Source organism: Rhizobium sp. Leaf262 (genome assembly GCF_001422245.1).
Classification (GTDB): Bacteria; Pseudomonadota; Alphaproteobacteria; order Rhizobiales; family Rhizobiaceae; genus Agrobacterium.
The window spans coordinates 135,038-152,437 of record NZ_LMMM01000020.1 but is presented as its reverse complement, the minus strand read 5'-3'; the positions used below and the strand labels follow the sequence as shown (position 1 = coordinate 152,437).

17 protein-coding genes are annotated in these 17,400 nt (G+C 56.8%); 16 read left to right on the top strand and 1 reads right to left on the bottom strand.

Annotated elements, in window-relative coordinates; translation table 11 throughout:
• Positions 1 to 3 precede the first annotated feature (3 nt).
• The 15 genes from ASF29_RS21765 (at position 4) to ASF29_RS21695 (ending at position 15,100) form a co-directional block, all read left to right on the top strand.
• Positions 4 to 1,050, top strand: a complete 1,047-nt coding sequence (locus ASF29_RS21765; RefSeq protein ID WP_062452768.1) for an L-idonate 5-dehydrogenase — start codon at positions 4 to 6, stop codon at positions 1,048 to 1,050.
• Positions 1,047 to 1,532: an ureidoglycolate lyase gene (locus ASF29_RS21760; RefSeq protein ID WP_062452767.1), complete on the top strand. Its 486-nt coding sequence runs from the start codon at positions 1,047 to 1,049 to the stop codon at positions 1,530 to 1,532. Before ASF29_RS21765 ends, ASF29_RS21760 begins: the two co-directional genes overlap by 4 nt.
• 303 nt (positions 1,533 to 1,835) lie before the next feature.
• The gene (locus ASF29_RS21755; protein WP_062452766.1) at positions 1,836 to 3,407 is read left to right on the top strand and encodes a Re/Si-specific NAD(P)(+) transhydrogenase subunit alpha; all 1,572 of its coding nucleotides are present in this window, start codon (positions 1,836 to 1,838) and stop codon (positions 3,405 to 3,407) included.
• A 19-nt stretch (positions 3,408 to 3,426) separates the two neighbouring features.
• Entirely contained in the window at positions 3,427 to 4,860 is a 1,434-nt protein-coding gene (locus ASF29_RS21750) for an NAD(P)(+) transhydrogenase (Re/Si-specific) subunit beta (RefSeq protein ID WP_062452765.1), read from the top strand.
• A 234-nt stretch (positions 4,861 to 5,094) separates the two neighbouring features.
• Positions 5,095 to 5,751 carry a response regulator transcription factor gene (locus ASF29_RS21745; RefSeq protein ID WP_062452764.1) on the top strand — a complete coding sequence of 219 codons (657 nt, stop codon included), beginning with the start codon at positions 5,095 to 5,097 and terminating at the stop codon, positions 5,749 to 5,751.
• Positions 5,748 to 7,127, top strand: a complete 1,380-nt coding sequence (locus ASF29_RS21740) for a HAMP domain-containing sensor histidine kinase (protein ID WP_062452763.1) — start codon at positions 5,748 to 5,750, stop codon at positions 7,125 to 7,127. Before ASF29_RS21745 ends, ASF29_RS21740 begins: the two co-directional genes overlap by 4 nt.
• An 88-nt stretch (positions 7,128 to 7,215) precedes the next feature.
• Complete coding sequence (locus tag ASF29_RS21735; RefSeq protein WP_062452762.1) at positions 7,216 to 7,899, top strand: MtnX-like HAD-IB family phosphatase; 684 nt, start codon at positions 7,216 to 7,218, stop codon at positions 7,897 to 7,899.
• A gap of 21 nt (positions 7,900 to 7,920) precedes the next feature.
• Positions 7,921 to 9,342, top strand: a complete 1,422-nt coding sequence (locus ASF29_RS21730) for an aminotransferase class III-fold pyridoxal phosphate-dependent enzyme (protein ID WP_062452761.1) — start codon at positions 7,921 to 7,923, stop codon at positions 9,340 to 9,342.
• A 4-nt stretch (positions 9,343 to 9,346) separates the two neighbouring features.
• On the top strand, positions 9,347 to 10,300 hold the full coding sequence (locus tag ASF29_RS21725; RefSeq protein WP_062452760.1) for an arginase family protein: 954 nt from the start codon (positions 9,347 to 9,349) through the stop codon (positions 10,298 to 10,300).
• Positions 10,297 to 10,650 carry an EamA family transporter gene (locus tag ASF29_RS21720; RefSeq protein ID WP_062452759.1) on the top strand — a complete coding sequence of 118 codons (354 nt, stop codon included), beginning with the start codon at positions 10,297 to 10,299 and terminating at the stop codon, positions 10,648 to 10,650. The genes ASF29_RS21725 and ASF29_RS21720 overlap by 4 nt, the downstream gene beginning before the upstream one ends.
• The gene (locus ASF29_RS21715; protein ID WP_062452758.1) at positions 10,647 to 11,519 is read left to right on the top strand and encodes a fatty acid desaturase; all 873 of its coding nucleotides are present in this window, start codon (positions 10,647 to 10,649) and stop codon (positions 11,517 to 11,519) included. The genes ASF29_RS21720 and ASF29_RS21715 overlap by 4 nt, the downstream gene beginning before the upstream one ends.
• On the top strand, positions 11,509 to 12,324 hold the full coding sequence (locus ASF29_RS21710; protein ID WP_062452757.1) for an alpha/beta fold hydrolase: 816 nt from the start codon (positions 11,509 to 11,511) through the stop codon (positions 12,322 to 12,324). Before ASF29_RS21715 ends, ASF29_RS21710 begins: the two co-directional genes overlap by 11 nt.
• A 10-nt stretch (positions 12,325 to 12,334) precedes the next feature.
• Positions 12,335 to 13,450, top strand: a complete 1,116-nt coding sequence (locus ASF29_RS21705) for a GNAT family N-acetyltransferase (RefSeq protein WP_244473628.1) — start codon at positions 12,335 to 12,337, stop codon at positions 13,448 to 13,450.
• A complete protein-coding gene (locus ASF29_RS21700; protein ID WP_082453699.1) occupies positions 13,450 to 13,887 on the top strand; it encodes an EamA family transporter in 438 nt (145 codons plus the stop codon). The genes ASF29_RS21705 and ASF29_RS21700 overlap by 1 nt, the downstream gene beginning before the upstream one ends.
• Positions 13,865 to 15,100, top strand: coding sequence for a cyclopropane-fatty-acyl-phospholipid synthase family protein (locus ASF29_RS21695; protein ID WP_244473623.1), 1,236 nt, complete (start codon positions 13,865 to 13,867; stop codon positions 15,098 to 15,100). Before ASF29_RS21700 ends, ASF29_RS21695 begins: the two co-directional genes overlap by 23 nt.
• 4 nt (positions 15,101 to 15,104) lie before the next feature.
• On the opposite strand, the gene ASF29_RS21690 is transcribed toward ASF29_RS21695, so the two are convergent.
• A complete protein-coding gene (locus ASF29_RS21690) occupies positions 15,105 to 15,935 on the bottom strand; it encodes a MipA/OmpV family protein (RefSeq protein ID WP_244473622.1) in 831 nt (276 codons plus the stop codon).
• Positions 15,936 to 16,165: 230 nt separating this feature from the next.
• Between ASF29_RS21690 and ASF29_RS21685 the strand changes: the two genes are divergently transcribed.
• Positions 16,166 to 17,326 carry an AAA family ATPase gene (locus ASF29_RS21685; RefSeq protein WP_062452754.1) on the top strand — a complete coding sequence of 387 codons (1,161 nt, stop codon included), beginning with the start codon at positions 16,166 to 16,168 and terminating at the stop codon, positions 17,324 to 17,326.
• Positions 17,327 to 17,400 lie beyond the last annotated feature (74 nt).

Sequence of the window (17,400 nt, the reverse complement as noted above, 5' to 3'; positions counted from 1 at the left end):
GTCATGCGAGGAGTGGTCATCCACGCACCGAAGGATTTGCGCGTCGAGGAGGTGGCGAGCCAATCACTTGGTGCGGATGAGGTTCGAGTCGGTGTTTCCACGGGCGGCATTTGCGGGTCTGATCTGCATTATTACCACCACGGCGGCTTTGGGACCGTGCGCGTGCGTGAGCCCATGGCGCTGGGTCATGAGTTTTCCGGTGTTGTACTGGAAGCCGGTGGAGATGTGTCGCATCTCGTGCCTGGCATGCGCGTTGCCGTCAATCCGAGCCGACCGTGTGGACATTGCCGCTATTGCGCCGAGGGAATGCAAAACCAGTGCCTCGACATGCGTTTTATGGGCAGTGCCATGCGAACCCCTCATATTCAGGGCGGATTTCGCGAGATCGTGACCGTTCACGGCTCTCAACCCGTACCCATTGACGATGCGCTATCGATGGGTGAGGCGGCGATGGCCGAACCCCTGGCGGTGTGTTTGCATGCGGCGCGCCAAGCGGGATCGCTGCTGGGCAAGCAGGTTCTTGTCACCGGTGCCGGCCCCATTGGCATGTTGAGCGTGCTTGTTGCCCGAAGAGCCGGTGCGGCGCGGATCGTGGTCACCGACGTTGCCGAGGCTCCGCTGGAGCTGGCGAGGCGCATCGGAGCCGACGAGGCGATCAATGTTGGCTCGAATGCTACAGCACTCGATCTGTATCGTGCTGATAAAGGCACTTTCGATGTGCTGTTTGAAGCGTCCGGCAACCAGTCGGCGCTCGTTTCCGCACTGGATATTTTGCGGCCTGGGGGTGTGATTGTGCAGCTCGGTCTCGGCGGTGAGATGACTTTGCCGATCAACACCATCGTTGCCAAGGAGTTGCAACTCAGGGGGACCTTCCGTTTCCATGAAGAGTTCCAACTGGCCGTCGAAATGATGGGGCAGGGCTTGATCGATGTGAAGCCTCTCATCAGCGCCACCTTGCCTTTCGACCGGGCCCGTGAAGCCTTCGAGCTTGCCAGCGACCGTTCGCAAAGCATGAAAGTGCAACTTGAGTTCGGGGAGGCGGGCAAATGAGCCGTGTCATTGCCAAGCCCTTGACGAAAGAAGATTTCGCGCCATTTGGAGAGGTTTTCGACACCTCTCAGTTCAACGGAAGCGCCTTTGTGCAAGAGACCTTCATCGCAACGGACGACGCAAAGCGGCCCGTCCTCCAGATGGTGAGGATTGAAAACGTGGCGCAGGAACTGACGATCAGGCAGCTGGAAACGCATCCCTTTTCCTCGCAGACGTTTCTTGCGCTCGATCAATGCGCCTCGCTTGTCATCGTTTGCGAGCCGGATGCCTCTGGTCGGCCAGACGTTGCCACATTTAAGGCTTTCGTTGCTGCACCTCATCAGGTCGTTACCTACAGGCGCAATGTTTTGCATCACAAGCTCACACCGCTGAAAGCACCGGCAACCTTTGCCATGACCATGTGCCAGACCGGCGTGGGTGCAGATACGATAATGCATGACCTGCCTCAGGCCGTAACAATTGATATCGCGTCCGCATCTTGAATAGGGGACGGGCTTGCTTGCTGCTGGCGTGCGCTGAACCCTTGCCAGGAGCTTTCTCACGCTCGTGATGATTTTCAGAATCTTCTTGATTTGCCGTCGCTAATTTGCCGCGGATAATGACAAGGATGGCCGGTTTTTTGCTGTGCTTTTTGGCCGCATGCGACCGATTAGGGCCATAAACGCCTTGTCCAGCAAGCTATCATTTATTTAGCTCGTGAACGGAGAGTTTTGCGCTGCAACGGAAATGGAGTTGCAGGGCTGTGAAAGTTGAAGACACGTCGTACGGAGGTTGAGGGAGACGGCATGAAAATTGGATCGCCGAGGGAGATAAGCAGTGATGAATCGCGCGTGGCTTTGACGCCAGATAGCGCGGGTCATTTGCAGAGGCTTGGATATGAATGCGTGATTGAAAGGGGAGCCGGTATCGCGGCGGGTTTTTCCGACGAAGCCTATCGTGCCGCGGGTGTGGGACTGGTCGATAGCGCCACGGCTCTGTATGAAGCAGCCGATGTCGTCGTCAAGGTTCGACCTCCACAGTCATCGGAGATCACATTAATATCTGCGGATAAGACGCTGATATCGTTTTTCTATCCTGCGCAAAACGCCGAGCTTCTCGAAGAGGCGCGCACCAAGGGCATCAATGTGATCGCCATGGACATGGTGCCGCGTATTTCCCGCGCCCAGAAGATGGACGCGCTTTCATCGATGGCGAACATTGCTGGCTATCGTGCGGTCATCGAAGCTGGCAACAACTTCGGTCGCTTCTTTACGGGACAGGTAACGGCAGCGGGCAAGGTGCCACCAGCAAAGGTTCTGGTGATTGGCGCGGGTGTTGCAGGACTTGCCGCGATCGGCACGGCGACCTCGCTCGGCGCGATCACCTATGCCTTCGACGTGCGCCCTGAAGTGGCCGAGCAGATCGAATCAATGGGCGCTCAGTTCGTCTATCTCGACTTTGCCGATCAGCAGGATGGCGCAGCAACGGGCGGTTATGCAGCCCCGTCCTCGCCGGAATTTCTTGAGAAACAGCTCGCCAAGTTTCGCGAACTGGCGCCCGAAATCGACATCGTCATCACCACGGCGCTGATCCCGGGCCGTGATGCACCAAAACTATGGCTTGCTGACATGGTTGCGATGATGAAGCCCGGTTCTGTCATCATCGATCTAGCGGCCGAACGTGGCGGCAATTGCGACCTGACCGTTGCCGATCAGCGTGTCGTTTCAGACAACGGCGTCGTGGTCATCGGCTATACCGATTTTCCCAGCCGCATGGCCTCGCAGGCATCTACGCTCTACGCCACCAATATTCGCCATATGATGACGGATTTGACGCCTGCCAAGGACGGTCACGTCGTGCACAATATGGAGGATGATGTCATCCGCGGCGCGACGGTCGCCTATCAGGGCGAAATCACCTATCCGCCGCCGCCGCCGAAAATAAAGGCGATCGCGGCGCAAAAACCGAAGGAGAAGGTCAAGGAGCCGACACCGGAGGAAAAACGTGCGAGAGAAACAGCCGCCTTCAAGACACAGACACGGCGTCAGGGTCTGCTGCTTCTCGGCGCGACCGCGCTGCTACTGTTAGTGGGCGCATACGCACCATCGAGCTTTATGAACCATTTCATCGTTTTCGTTCTGGCCTGCTTCATCGGCTTTCAGGTTATCTGGAACGTATCCCACTCGCTGCACACCCCACTGATGGCGGTAACCAACGCGATTTCCGGCATCGTCATCCTCGGCGCATTGCTGCAGATCGGTTCCGGTAACTGGCTGGTGGTGATCCTGGCTTCGCTGTCGGTGCTGATTGCCACAATCAACGTCGTCGGGGGTTTTCTGGTGACACGGCGCATGCTCGCCATGTTCCAGAAGTCGTGATCAAACAGGGGGTATTATCATGACGATTGGTATCGTTTCGGCCGCCCATGTCGCGGCAGCAGTTCTGTTCATTCTTTCTCTTGGGGGCCTGTCCGGTCAGGAAAGCGCCAAGCGGGCCGTGTGGTACGGCATTCTTGGTATGGCGCTCGCCGTATTCGCGACCGTTTTCGGTCCAGATGTCGGCCACGGGTTCATCGTGTTTCTGATGATCATCGGCGGTGCGGTCCTCGGCTATTATGTTGCAAATCGCGTACAGATGACCGAGATGCCGCAGCTCGTTGCGGCTTTGCATTCCTTCGTCGGCCTTGCAGCCGTTTTCATCGGTTTCAATGCGCATATCGAGGCTGCAGATGTTGCTGCCCTTGATGAAGCGGCAAAGGCCGCTCTTTCCGGTTTTGCAGCGATTTTGGCGCACAAATCTCCGGTCGAACTCGTCATCCTGAAGGTAGAGGTCTTCCTCGGCGTCTTCATCGGTGCTGTCACCTTTACTGGCTCTGTCGTCGCGTTCGGCAAATTGGCTGGAAAGGTTGATGGCAGGGCAAAGAAGCTGCCCGGCGGCCACATGCTGAATGCCGGTGCAGCGATCCTGTCGCTGATCCTGCTCATCATGTATGTCAACGGAGCGGGTGCATGGGCGCTTGTGCTTGTTACGCTCGCGGCCTTTTTCATCGGCTATCACCTGATCATGGGTATCGGCGGAGCCGATATGCCGGTCGTCGTGTCCATGTTGAACAGTTATTCTGGATGGGCTGCTGCGGCCATCGGCTTCACGCTGGGCAATGATCTTCTGATCGTGACAGGTGCGCTGGTCGGTTCCTCGGGCGCTATCCTTTCCTATATCATGTGCAAGGCGATGAACCGTTCGTTCGTCTCCGTCATTCTCGGCGGCTTCGGCACCGTATCTGGTCCGGCGATGGAGATTTCAGGCGAGCAGATTGCCATCGATGCCGATGGTGTCGCCTCCGCACTGAACGATGCCGACAGCGTTGTCATCGTTCCCGGTTACGGCATGGCGGTTGCGCAGGCGCAAGGGTCTGTTTCCGAACTGACCAGAAAGCTCCGTGCGAGTGGCAAGGAAGTCCGCTTCGCCATCCACCCGGTGGCCGGTCGCCTGCCCGGGCACATGAACGTGCTGCTGGCGGAGGCCAAGGTACCCTATGATATCGTGCTGGAAATGGACGAGATCAACGACGATTTTCCAAAGACCGATGTGGTTATCGTCATCGGCTCCAACGACATCGTCAATCCGGCAGCACAGGAAGATCCGAACTCGCCTATCGCAGGGATGCCGGTTCTTGAAGTATGGAAGGCCAAGCAGGTCTTTGTCTCTAAGCGTGGCCAGGGCACCGGCTATTCCGGTATCGAGAACCCGCTGTTCTTCAAGGAGAACACGCGGATGTTCTACGGGGATGCCAAGCAAAGCCTCGACCGGCTGTTGCCATTGATCCGGTAATCGCATGTGATATTTGCTGATGATGATGAGCAAAAGGCCCGAAGTCATTCGGGCCTTTTGCAGTTCGGCGCTGTATTTAACAGAAAATACAAACCTCATCCCGGACATAAACAGTCAGTTGATTTCTCCGATCATTGCGAGCAGTTTGCAAAGATGGGCTGTCGCACACGCGCCAGTAACATCATGACGCGCCCTTTCCATCCGCGAGCGCTCTTGAATGCCTAGGATCACACTGTGCGTATCTTACTCGTTGAAGACGACAATATTCTCGGTTCATCCCTCCAGAAAGCCCTGGAGAAACATGCTTACGGCGTGGATTGGTTTCGCGATGGCGTGTCCGGCCTTGAAGCCGCAGAAAATTCGGATTTCGCCGCCGTCATTCTTGATATCAACCTGCCGGGATTGGGCGGTATCGGGGTTTTGAAAGGTCTGCGGCAGAAGGGAAACCGGGTTCCGGTGCTGCTTTTGACGGCGCTTGATTCCGTCAGGCAGAAAGTGGAGGGGCTGGACGAAGGTGCGGACGACTATCTGGTCAAACCTTTCGATCTGGATGAGCTTCTGGCGCGGCTGCGGGCGCTCATACGTCGGCGGGATGGCCGCACGGAAAGTGTCATCCGCTGTGGTGATCTGGAGGTAGACCCATCGGCCATGGTCATCCGCCGACGCGGTGTCCAGCTTCATGCCACCGCCAAGGAGTTTCATCTTCTGAAGCTGCTGATGGAGCGAGCGGGCCGTTACGTCACCAAGAATGACATCGAATATGCGCTCTACGATGCGTCCAGTCTGGTCGAAAGCAACGCCATCGAAGTCAACATCTATAATCTGCGCAAAAAGCTCGGGACCGATGTGATCAAGTCCATTCGCGGCGTTGGGTATATGATAGAGCGATGAAAAACTCGACGCTTTCGCGCAAACTCTTTCTCAGAATAGCCCCGGTCGTCGTGGTGGCCATCGTCGCCATTGGCGCTTTCGCATTCGACAGTGCTACACGAGAGATCGACAACATCTACGATGCGCAAATGATCAATGATGCCAATGTCATGTGGGGATTGCTGCGTCATCGGCTTGAAGATCCAGCCCGCCAGGGTCCGCACAAGATGGGCGACATCGATTTCAGCATGGATAATCAACTGGCCTTCAACGAGGATGCGGATGATTACGCCGACGCCCATATGTTTCGCGCCTGGGTCGATGGTCATATCGCCGTTTACAGCAGCACGGCATTTTTATCCGATGTGCCGCCGCGACCGGTCGGTTTCAGCGATTTTTCGTATAAGGGCGAAGCATGGCGCATCTATTCGCTTCGCATTCCAGACACCGCCATCGTCCTCGAAGTCGGTCAGAAGGATACCCTGCGGGCAACGCTGGTTGCCAATATTCTTCTCAATCTGTTTTTCCCGCTGCTCGTTATTCTGCCGATCATCGCTGCGCTGATCTGGCTCGGCATCAACAGCAGCCTCAGCACGATCCATGATCTGGTCCGCCAGATCCGCACCCGTTCCCCCGATGACCTCTCGGCCATTCCCACAGGGGCTCTTTCGCGTGATCTGCTGCCTCTGGGCCGCTCGATCAATCAGCTTCTCGTCAAGCTTGGCAATTCCCTGACGCTCGAAAGGCGCTTCTCCGATCTTGCTGCCCACCAGTTGCGAACGCCGCAGGCCTCGGTGAAGCTGCTGCTGCAAATGCTGCGCAACGCAGATGATGAAGCCGAACGCCAGCAGCTCATCTCGTCTCTGGTGGAAAGCAACGACCGGGCCTCGCATCTCATCGAGCAGCTTTTGCGGCTTGCGCGGGTCAGTCATCATCCGCTTCGCGTCGAAAAAGTAGCCCTCTATCATATGACGGCCTCCGTACTGGCGGAGTTTGGCGCCCTCATCAACAGCCGTAATCTGGATGTTTCGCTCGAAGGTGAAGAGGATATCGAGGTCGAAACCGATGGGGCCTCGGTGCGGACGATCATCGTCAACCTCATCGACAACGCCGTGAAATACTCCGTCGTCGGGGGGCGGGTGGCCGTTGTGGTCTCTAGTGACGGCGACGCGTGCCTTCTGTCCATTAGCGATACCGGCCCCGGCATTGCGCCGGAAGAGCGGTCGTCGGTGTTCCAGCGTTTCTACAGGGTCGATACGCTGCAGACGGAAGGATCGGGCCTTGGCCTTGCTATCGTTGCCGACATTGCCGAACGGCTCTCGATCAAGATCGACATGGGTACGCCCGAGTGGGGGGCCGGATTGAAGGTCTATCTGCATATTCCTCAAAATGTGTGACGATTTCAGTTTCGCTTCATTTTGACCTAAGCTTCGGCTCATCAGCCCTTGTTATGACCTCTGCCAGACGACAGGCAGGAATTGGTTCATGCAAGTGTTTTGTGATTTTGACGGAACGATCTCGGTCGGCGATACGACGGATCTGGTTCTCACACGGTTTGCCCACCCGGAATGGGAATTCATAGAACAGCAATGGCTCCGTGGACTCATCGGGTCGGCAGAATGCATGCGCAGACAGATCGCGCTTCTCCATGTCACACCGCATGATCTCGATGAGCTTCTCGATACGGTTGAGATCGATTCAGGATTTCCGGCCTTTCTGTCCGCATGCAAGGCATGGAATGTTCCGGTCACCGTCGTCAGCGATGGTGTCGGCTATTTCATAGGCCGTATTCTGGCCCGCCACGATATCGCCGGTCTGCCGATCATCGCCAACGTGCTGACCCAGTATCAGAGCGAAGACGGCGTCACCTATTCCATAAGCCAGCCCTTTGCGGAACGTAACTGCGGCACCGGCTCAGGTGTCTGCAAATGCGCAGTGGTTGAAGCCGTCGGCGGCACGATCTACATCGGTGACGGTCGCTCGGACTTCTGCGTGTCCGATAAAGCGGACATCGTATTTGCAAAAGACAAGCTTGCCGATCACTGCCGCCGGCAGGGTATCCCCTTCATCCCCTTCAACACTTTCACCGACCTTCTTCCCCGCATCACGTCGATCCTGTCCGACGGAGCACGGTCTTACCGTGCCCAGACGAAAACTCTCATCGCGTGAACCATCCTGAAAGGCATTTTTATGCGTAGCAATGTCATACCCGTTCACACAGCAGCCGATTGGCCGAACGAAAAGACTGAAGAGGAACTGCGCGTCCTGGAGGACACCTATTGTTCCCATGGCGATACGGTTCACTATTCGCCAAAGCCGAAGTTCTTCACCGAATGCAGCGGGTCCTATCTTTACGATGAAGGCGGCACGGCGTTTCTCGACCTTCAGATGTGGTACTCCGCCGTCAATTTCGGCTACCGCAATGAACGCCTGAACGCGACGGTTCACCGCCAGCTCGATCGTCTGCCACAGGTGGCATCCCAGTATCTGCACCGCGAAAAGGTCGAGCTTGCTACGCTCATCGCTCAGGATGCCGAACAGAAGTTCGGTCACAAGGGCCGTGTGCATTTCAACGTTGGCGGGTCACAGGCCATCGAGGATTCGCTGAAGCTCGTTCGCAACTACACGGGCGGGAAAAGCCTGATGTTTGCCTTCGAGGGTGGCTATCATGGCCGCACGCTCGGCGCCTCGGCCATCACCTCCAGCTATCGGTATCGCCGCCGCTATGGCCATTTTGGCGACCGCGCACAGTTCATCGAGTTTCCCTATCATTTCCGCGGGCCCAAGGGCATGTCGAAGGAAGAGTATGGTGAAACGTGCGTGGCCAAATTCGCTCGCCTGTTCGAAAGCGAATATAACGGCGTCTGGGATCCAAAGGTCGGCAAGAGCGAATATGCCGCCTTCTACATCGAGCCCATTCAGGGAACCGGCGGTTACGTCATTCCACCGATGAATTTCTTCACGGGTCTGAAGAAGGTTCTGGATGACCACGGAATCCTTATGGTGGTCGATGAAATCCAGATGGGTGTATATCGTACCGGCAAACTCTGGTCGGTGGAGCACTTCGGTGTATCGCCGGATGTTCTGGTGTTCGGCAAAGCCATCACCAACGGGCTCAATCCTCTGTCCGGCGTCTGGGCCAGAGAAGAGCTGATCAATCCAACCGTATTCCCTCCAGGCTCGACGCATTCGACCTTCGCCAGCAACCCGATGGGAACGGCTGTGGCGCTGGAAACCATGAAGATGCTGCAGGAGGAAGACTTCGGCGCCGCGATCATGGCCAAGGGTGCCTATTTCCTGGATGGCTTGAAACAATTGCAGCGTGCACACGCCATCGTCGGCGAGGTGGATGGGCTGGGTCTTGCTCTGCGTATGGAGATTTGCCAGGACGACAGTTACACGCCCGACAAGGCCACGATGGACTGGCTGTGCGACGAAGGTATGAAGGGCGACTTGCAGGTGGGTGCCAGCACCTACGGTCTGGTTCTCGATGTCGGCGGTTACCACAAGAACGTCATCACCTTCGCACCGAACCTGCTGATCACCTATGAGGAAATCGACCTTGCGCTCGCTTTGCTCGATCAACTCCTGATCCGCGCTGAACGGAGATAGGACCATGCAACTCCTTCTCCTTCATCTCGATGATGCGTTGGAGTTGCAGCCCGGCTTCGTGCGCGCCTGTGTTGCCGCAGGCGCGTCGCAACATGTCGACAAGGATGCGGGCAGGGATGTGCGGCTGTGGAGCAAGCAGCGTCAGCTAAGTGAACTCGCCCGCAGCCTTTCCAAGAACGGATGTGCTCTTAACGGGCAACCCCGGCTTTGCTTCATGGGATCAGGGGATTTTCACCACGTCACGGCCCTGCTGCTCGATGCCGCCCTGGAAAAACATCCGACCCCCACGACGCTGATCCACTTCGACAATCACCCGGATTGGGTGACGTTTCACGGCGGGCTGCACTGCGGGTCTTGGGTCAACAGCGCGCTGGAAAATCGTAATATCGAAAAGGTCATCACCATTGGTGTGTGCAGCGACGACTTGCGCAATCCCGAGCGTAATGGTGCCAATTTAAAGTGGCTCGCACAGGGCAGGCTCGAGCTTTATCCCTATTCGCATCCTCCAAGCCGGGTGTCATCAGACTATGGAAGCGGGCCGAGTTTCCGCCAGGAAGCCGGTGCGCTGCACTGGCGCTCGATTTGCGGTATCGGCGAGGCGAATTTCTTCGAGGAAATTCTTGGTCGCATCCAGACGCCATCGGTCTATATCTCCATCGACAAGGATGTTCTGGCTGCCGATGACGCCGTCACCAATTGGGATCAGGGCGGTATGCGGTTGCCCTATCTCCTGTCCCTCATTAGCGAAATCGGCAGGCGTCATCGCATCATTGGTGCAGACGTCATCGGTGATTATTCCGCGCCGGCCTATTCGGGAATGCCGTGGACTCAGATTGCCAAGAAGGTCGAGAGCCTGATCGATCAGCCGCGTCTGCGTCAGGACAAATCCTCTATCGAGGATGTCAACAGCGCGGCAAACCATGCGCTTCTGGATATTCTGGCGGAGCACATGCAATGAACGGCAGCCTGACCCTCACCATGCTTGGCCTGATCTGTTTCTGCATCCTTGCGGAAACAGCGCGTGAAGTCTGCTTTAAATATGCTGCCAATGACAGCACGCTGACCGCCACTCTGGTCAAACCCGTCACATGGGCTGGGATCGTATTCTGGGCAATCGAATTGATGAGCTGGACTGCGGTTTTGCAGAAGGTGCCGCTTTCGATTGCCTTTCCGCTGATGGCGTTGAGTTACGCCGCAATCGTGGTGGCCGGGGCCATTCTCTTCAAGGAACACATCAACATCAATCACGCCCTGGGGGTGTTTCTCATCACCTCCGGCGTTGTCTGTGTGGGAGTTACAGGATTATGAAAATCTTCGCACATACCAAATGGGATGTCGCCCCGGTCATCGCAGCTGTCGCGCATCTGGCTTTCGACATCTACCTGATTGCCGGTTTCCACAGCCGACCGCTTTGGCTTTCCGGCGTTCTCGGTTGTCTCTACGCCATTTCCATCTCCTGGAATATCAACAGCATATCCCACAATTTCATCCACACGCCCTATTTCAAGCCAAAGTGGATGAACTACGGATTCAGCCTGCTGGAATCCGTTGCGATCGGGTTTTCCCAGACCTACTATCACTGGATCCACATGCGGCATCATTCTGGAAACAGTGACAGGCCGGATGAAAAAGGCGACACGGTCGATCTCCTCTCGATCTACCGCCACGGCCGCAACGGTGAGCCGGAAAATGTCTGGTCATACACCTTCCTCAGTTTCTTCCGCGACGACATTGGAGACATCCACAAGGCCATCGCCAAGAACCGTCCTTTTGACGCAAAATGGGGACGTCTGGAGCTGGTGGTGTTTCTGGCCATGGTCGGTGCCGCCTTGCTTTACGATTGGAAAGCGGTGCTGTTTTTCGTCCCCTTCTACTATCTCGGCAACTGCCTTTCGTCCCTGAACGGATATTACGAACATCTGCACGGTGATCCCGATGTCCCGATTGCCTGGGGCGTCAGCAGTCACAAGCCGTTTTACAACTGGCTGTGGTTTGGCAATGGCTATCATGCAGAACACCATTACCGCCCGAAAACCCATTGGACGAAACTCAGCACGCTGCACGAGCAGATCAGGGCCGAACAGGAAAAAGCGGGCGTACACGTCATCAGCACCTGCCACGCACTGGGCTTCATGGCCAAGGAAAATCGTGAACTGGAGTTGCATCGTGACATCTGACGGTCTGAGTTTTTATCTGGAAGGAACCAATGGCAGCGGCGTTCTTCTCGTCCATGGCCTTACCGGTGCGCCGTCGGAAATGCGGCTGGTCGCCCGGCAGCTCAATCGGAGGGGATATAGCGTTTACGCACCTCTTCTGGCTGGGCACGGTTCCGATGTCGATACGCTGCGCCGCTCCAGCTGGCAAAACTGGCTGGACAGTTTGATCGATGCGGCGGCGTTGCTCAAGGCCCGCACGGAAGAGGTCTTTGCGGCTGGCATCTGCGTCGGGGGCAAGCTTTCCATTCTGGCTGCGGATGCCCAACCGGAGACCATCAGGGCGGCTGCGGTCTACTCGCCATGCTTCGGTTACGATGGCTGGAACGTGCCGTTCTATTACCCGCTTCTTTCCCATCACATCGACTGGCTTTCGCACGTTCCGTTTCTGGATCGGCTGAGTTTCAGCGAAACGCCTTCGATGGGTATCAAGGACCCGCGCATGCGCCGGATGATCGAGGGAATGGCAAGTGAAGGCATTCTCGAAAAGTTTCCCGGAAAGGGATTGGTGGAGATGCATCGGCTGGGCAAGGCGCTTAAACAAAGACTGCCTGACATCCATACGCCGACGCTGATCGTGCATTCGGTGGAAGACGATCTCAGTCATGCCCGGCATGCCCGCTACATCAACGATCACATCGGCGGATCGCACGAACTGCGGTGGATCGAAGACAGCTATCACATGATCCACGTCGATCGGCACCATCGCCAGGTCGCGGATTTCACCGCCGATTTTTTCGAGGCTCATCATGCTGCACCTCATTCATAGTCCCGTTGCCATGGGAACCGGCGATACGGTGACCCACATCAGCAAGACGATTCACGACATCGCGCCCGCAGCATGGAACATCTGCTTCCCTGCGCAGGTCGAGGATTACGACTGCCTGCTGGCGATAGAAGACGCTGGCCTTGCCAGCTTTGAGTGGCGCTATGTGACCCTTGTCGAAAACGGCCTGATCGTCGCCGCCATGCCGTTTTTCGTCTGCTCTTACGCGCTGGATACGACGCTCGAAGCAGGCCGGGTTCGCCGGTCCATTCATAAGATGCGGCAATGGTTTCCCGGATTTCTCACCCTGCGGCTTGCGTGTCTGGGCTCTCCCTGCACGGAAACTGCGGCGATAGGATTTCACCCCGATGTTGCGGTCAGCCAGCGCGCAGAGCTGTTGCGCATGCTGCTGAACGCTTTCGAGGCTTACGCCGCCCAGGAAAAATGCCCGCTGATGGCACTGAAAGATGTGCCGGAAACAACGTCTTCTGCGCTCGTCGATGTGATACGCGAACGGGGTTATGCCGCACTCGGCGGCTTGCCGACGGCCAGCCTCGATATCGACTTCGAGACGATAGAGGATTACCTCGAAGGCCTGTCTGCCAGCACGCGCAAGGATATGCGCCGCAAGCTGAAGTCGCTTGGGAAGGTGCATATTGAAACGAGAACCGATTTTGCCGATTTGTTGCCGCAGGTCATGGCGCTTTATCACGATACGCGCAACCGCAGCGAATGGCAGTTCGAGGAACTGACGGAAGCCTATTTCTCGGGCATTCTGGAACGAATGGAAGGCCGCGCCTTCTGCACCTTCTACCTCGTCGGTGATACGCTGATTGCGGCCAACCTGCTCGTTCACGACGACGAGACGTTGATCGACAAGTTCTTCTGCATGGACGGGGAGAAGGGGCGTCCCTACAACCCCTATTTTCTGAGCTGGTTCACCAATCTGCGCTATTGCCTCGACAACGGTCTGACCCGTTATCAAAGCGGGCAGGCCTATTATGAAAACAAGCTGCGGCTGGGCAGTACGCTGACGGCCAACACCATGTTCTTTCGTCACCGAAATCCTGCCGTACAGGCGCTGCTGAAACTGCTGTCACCGATGTTTTCCACCGACGAGGCCACATGATGTCCTCGATCCGTCTGTCATGGCTGGCGGTGCCGGTGCTGAACACGCTGTTTCAGATTTTCATCAAACGCGGTGCTGAGGATATGGGTGAGACCGGCGGCATGTGGCATCGGCTTGCCTGTGCGCTCCAGTCTCACTGGGTCCTTGCAGCCATTGCAGTCGAGGTCATCTGCTTTTTCCTCTGGATGAATATTCTTTCCGAACTGGATCTCAGCAAGGCATTTCCCCTGTCTGCCGTGAGCTATGTGCTGGTCATCGCCAGCGGATGGCTGATTTTCGGAGAGCCCATCGTCACCCTCCAAGTCATCGGCAGCATCCTCATCCTCACCGGTGTCTGGTTGATTGCGATTGCGGAAAAAGGCGATGGCAAGACACGCCCGGCACCGCCGCAGATGTTGGAGAGGGATGATCGGCATGCCGCAACCAGATCGTTATGACGCCAGAGTTTACTCTGTTGTCGACCGCATCCTGAAGCGCGCGCTTGCGCGCATCGTCTCAAGCGGTGCCTTGACGGTGAAGACCGCGAAAGGCCGCACCATGACGTTTGGGGATGGCACGGGCACGCCCGTCTCCGTCCGCTTCATGGACAATCGGGCGCAATGGGCATTTCTGATCGATGCCGATATGCGTCTGGGGGAGCTCTACATGGATGGGCGCTTCTGCGTAGAGACGGGAACGATCTACGATTTCGTCGCCCTGATCCTGCGGGAAGCAGGCAACCGGAAACACCCGCTTGTCTCCCGGCTGATCGATGGACTGCGGGCCAGGTTTCGCAGCTTTCGCCTTCGCAATCTGCCGGCTCGCTCGAAGCGCAATGTCGCGCATCACTATGATCTGGATGCGCGACTCTACGAGCTTTTTCTGGATGCCGACAGGCAATATTCCTGCGCCTATTTCGAGCGGGAAGATCAGTCTCTCGAGGATGCGCAGGCCGCCAAAAAGCGGCACATCGCCAAAAAGCTCAAGGCTGAGGCTGGCAATACCATTCTGGACATCGGGTCGGGCTGGGGTGGTCTTGCCCTTCATTTGGGCCAACACGTACCAGATAGCCGCGTGCTTGGCATAACCCTGTCGGAAGAACAGTTGGCCTATGCGCGCATGCGGCAACAGCCCGCTTCTGCCCATGTCGAATTTGCCTTGCAAGACTACAGAACGCTGACGGGCCGCTTCGACAGGATCGTCTCTGTCGGAATGTTCGAGCATGTGGGCGTGGGCTCCTATGCGACTTTCTTCAAGACCTGCGATGCGCTCTTGGCGGACGACGGCGTAATGGTCCTGCACACGATCGGCTGCTCGGGTCCTCCAGGATTTACCACGCCTTGGCTGGACAAATACATATTTCCCGGCGGGTACGTTCCAGCCTTGTCGGAAATCGTGCCGGTCATCGAAGCTGCGGGTCTCGTCATTACCGATGTGGAAGTTCTGCGTTTGCACTACGCCTTGACGCTGCGCCATTGGCGAGACCGTTTCATGGCGCATCGGGATGATGTGGAGCGCCTGTATGATGCGCGCTTTTGCCGTATGTGGGAATATTACCTGTCAACGGCGGAAGCCGCGTTCCGCTATGAGGATCTCGTCGTCTTCCAGATCCAGATCGCCAAACGTAACGACGTTCTTCCCATGACACGCCAATATCTCTACACGAACTGATCAATCAAAAGCTGATTTCGAAAGACCTCGTCAGCGAAACGCCGATGATGCTCTGATCGGGCGAGCCCAGAACGCTGGTGATCGGGCTATCGGCGGCATCGTTCAAAAGCCGGTCATATTTATAATAGACCTGCGCGCTCCAGACCTGTGAGATATTGTAGGTCGCGGCGACAGCAACGCCGAGCGATTTCAATCCACCGTCCGCGTCAAAAGCATCAACCCGTCCATTTGCCGCGGATTCGGCAGGTGTCACGCTGAAGTTGGTGTTCATATAGGCGCCATTGGCCACGGAAGCGCGACCGCCAGCCGATAGAACAAGCTTGTCGGTCACGGGCAAAAACCAGTCCGCCGCGAAATCCGCGAGAAGGCCTTCACCGCCCCAGAGCGCCTGACGGGTTTCGACGCGCAGCCGCACCTTGTCTTCCACCGGCCAATATTGCAGGAAAGCCCCCGCGTCGATGGCCCAATCCACCTTCTGCAGCCCACTCAGACGGCGATCATCTGACGTCGAGCGACCGGGGCGAAAGCCCGCGACAGGACCGAACTCCACGCCTGAAAACTCCAGCAGCGTGTAGTCGATGTTGTCATCCGGCGCGCTATAATCCGCTGGCTCGTCCATGCGGCGGATATCGAATGAGGGGATGAAGCCCAGCGACCCGCGATCGGCGCCCGGATAGGAAGGTCCGTATTCCGTAGAGCCCCCGATCGTGATGACCCAACCGGTGGATGTTTTTTGCGAGTCGTTCTCCGCTGCGGCATGATGAGCCGACATGAGAACGACGATAAAAAAACTGCCTGCTGAACGCCCCGAACGCCAGCACCCCAAAGAAGCCATATAACCTATCCACCCGATACTTCCGACCATCAGCTTCTCCTTTTTTGGTCTTATCCGCAAGGGCATTGCTGAGCTCAAGCCCGCCTCATCTACGGGCTTTTGCAGGAGGAGTGATCATTCTTGTGGAAACGCCGTAACTTCCGAGGGCGAATTCGCATCTCTCGCGTTTGGTAAGCTGCTGGTGACGATGCTATAAACGGCATGCCTGTTACGTTCGAAGGCCAGTGCTTATGATTTTGACTATCGCTATTTCAGGTTACCGCTCTCTACGTAATCTCGTTCTACCGCTTGAAAAACTCACTGTCGTTACCGGAGCCAACGGCTCGGGCAAATCCAGCTTTTATCGGGCGTTGCGGCTTCTTGCCGATGTGGCGCAGGGGCGGGCAATTGCTTCTCTGGCGGCGGAAGGGGGGCTTCAATCCACGATCTGGGCAGGGCCCGAGGCATTCTCCAGAGGCATGAAAGACGGCAGCGTTCCCTTGCAGGGAACGGTGCGGAAACACCCGATTGCGCTCAAGCTTGGATTGGCATCGGAGGATTATGGCTATGCCATCGATCTGGGCTTGCCCGTCGCGCCGCCTCCGCCGAGCTACTTTTCGCTCGACCCGGTCATCAAGGCAGAAGCCGTTTGGGCGGGCGAGACGCTCAGTCGTCGGAATGTTTTTGCCGAGCGTGCCGGGCCGACTGTCACGGCATTATCGGAAAGCGGCAGGCGTGAGGTATTGCTTCACGATCTTGCGTCTTTCGAAAGCATGATGACACAGTCCGCCGATCCTAAAAATCTTCCGGAACTGCTCTATCTTCGCGCCCGCATGAATGGTTGGCGCTTCTACGATCATTTTCGCACAGATCCCCATGCGCCTGTTCGGCAGATGCAGGTGGGCACCAGAACACCGGTTCTGGCGTCTGATGGTGCCGACCTCGCCGCAGCCGTCGCCACGATTTTGGAAATCGGCGATGCTGACGGGCTTCATGCCGCGATCGACGACGCCTTTCCCGGCAGCACAATCGAGATCAGACAGGAAAGTGGGCGCTTCGAACTTTTGATGCGACAGAAAGGTCTTCTGCGCCCTCTTTCCACCGCCGAATTGTCCGATGGCACATTGCGATACCTGCTGCTTGTCGCAGCGTTGATGACGCCTCGACCACCCTCCCTGATGGTGCTGAACGAGCCGGAAACCAGTCTGCATCCCAGCCTCCTTCCGCCATTGGCCCGCCTTGTGCTGCAAGCATGCGAGCGGTCCCAGCTCATCGTGGTGTCGCACGCGGAAGATCTGGTTTCTGCCCTGAATATGCAGGGCAATGCCATGATGATCACACTCTCCAAGTCTTTGGGCGAGACCGTTGCAGATGCAATCGAGGCACCTTCCTGGGTATGGCCTTCGCGATAGGAATATCTATCGTTTTCAATGCATTGATGAGGTTTGAGTGGATGTGTCAGCGGTTTCATCAAACACCACACGTG

What these genes read in the sequence shown, in the direction of transcription:
- ASF29_RS21765 (WP_062452768.1), top strand. Translation starts at nt 4, where the DNA reads ATGCGAGGAGTGGTCATCCACGCACCGAAGGATTTGCGCGTCGAGGAG.
- ASF29_RS21760 (WP_062452767.1), top strand. Translation starts at nt 1,047, where the DNA reads ATGAGCCGTGTCATTGCCAAGCCCTTGACGAAAGAAGATTTCGCGCCA.
- ASF29_RS21755 (WP_062452766.1), top strand. Translation starts at nt 1,836, where the DNA reads ATGAAAATTGGATCGCCGAGGGAGATAAGCAGTGATGAATCGCGCGTG.
- ASF29_RS21750 (WP_062452765.1), top strand. Translation starts at nt 3,427, where the DNA reads ATGACGATTGGTATCGTTTCGGCCGCCCATGTCGCGGCAGCAGTTCTG.
- ASF29_RS21740 (WP_062452763.1), top strand. Translation starts at nt 5,748, where the DNA reads ATGAAAAACTCGACGCTTTCGCGCAAACTCTTTCTCAGAATAGCCCCG.
- ASF29_RS21735 (WP_062452762.1), top strand. Translation starts at nt 7,216, where the DNA reads ATGCAAGTGTTTTGTGATTTTGACGGAACGATCTCGGTCGGCGATACG.
- ASF29_RS21730 (WP_062452761.1), top strand. Translation starts at nt 7,921, where the DNA reads ATGCGTAGCAATGTCATACCCGTTCACACAGCAGCCGATTGGCCGAAC.
- ASF29_RS21725 (WP_062452760.1), top strand. Translation starts at nt 9,347, where the DNA reads ATGCAACTCCTTCTCCTTCATCTCGATGATGCGTTGGAGTTGCAGCCC.
- ASF29_RS21720 (WP_062452759.1), top strand. Translation starts at nt 10,297, where the DNA reads ATGAACGGCAGCCTGACCCTCACCATGCTTGGCCTGATCTGTTTCTGC.
- ASF29_RS21715 (WP_062452758.1), top strand. Translation starts at nt 10,647, where the DNA reads ATGAAAATCTTCGCACATACCAAATGGGATGTCGCCCCGGTCATCGCA.
- ASF29_RS21705 (WP_244473628.1), top strand. Translation starts at nt 12,335, where the DNA reads ATGGGAACCGGCGATACGGTGACCCACATCAGCAAGACGATTCACGAC.
- ASF29_RS21700 (WP_082453699.1), top strand. Translation starts at nt 13,450, where the DNA reads ATGTCCTCGATCCGTCTGTCATGGCTGGCGGTGCCGGTGCTGAACACG.
- ASF29_RS21695 (WP_244473623.1), top strand. Translation starts at nt 13,865, where the DNA reads ATGCCGCAACCAGATCGTTATGACGCCAGAGTTTACTCTGTTGTCGAC.
- ASF29_RS21690 (WP_244473622.1), bottom strand. Translation starts at nt 15,935, where the DNA reads ATGGCTTCTTTGGGGTGCTGGCGTTCGGGGCGTTCAGCAGGCAGTTTT.
- ASF29_RS21685 (WP_062452754.1), top strand. Translation starts at nt 16,166, where the DNA reads ATGATTTTGACTATCGCTATTTCAGGTTACCGCTCTCTACGTAATCTC.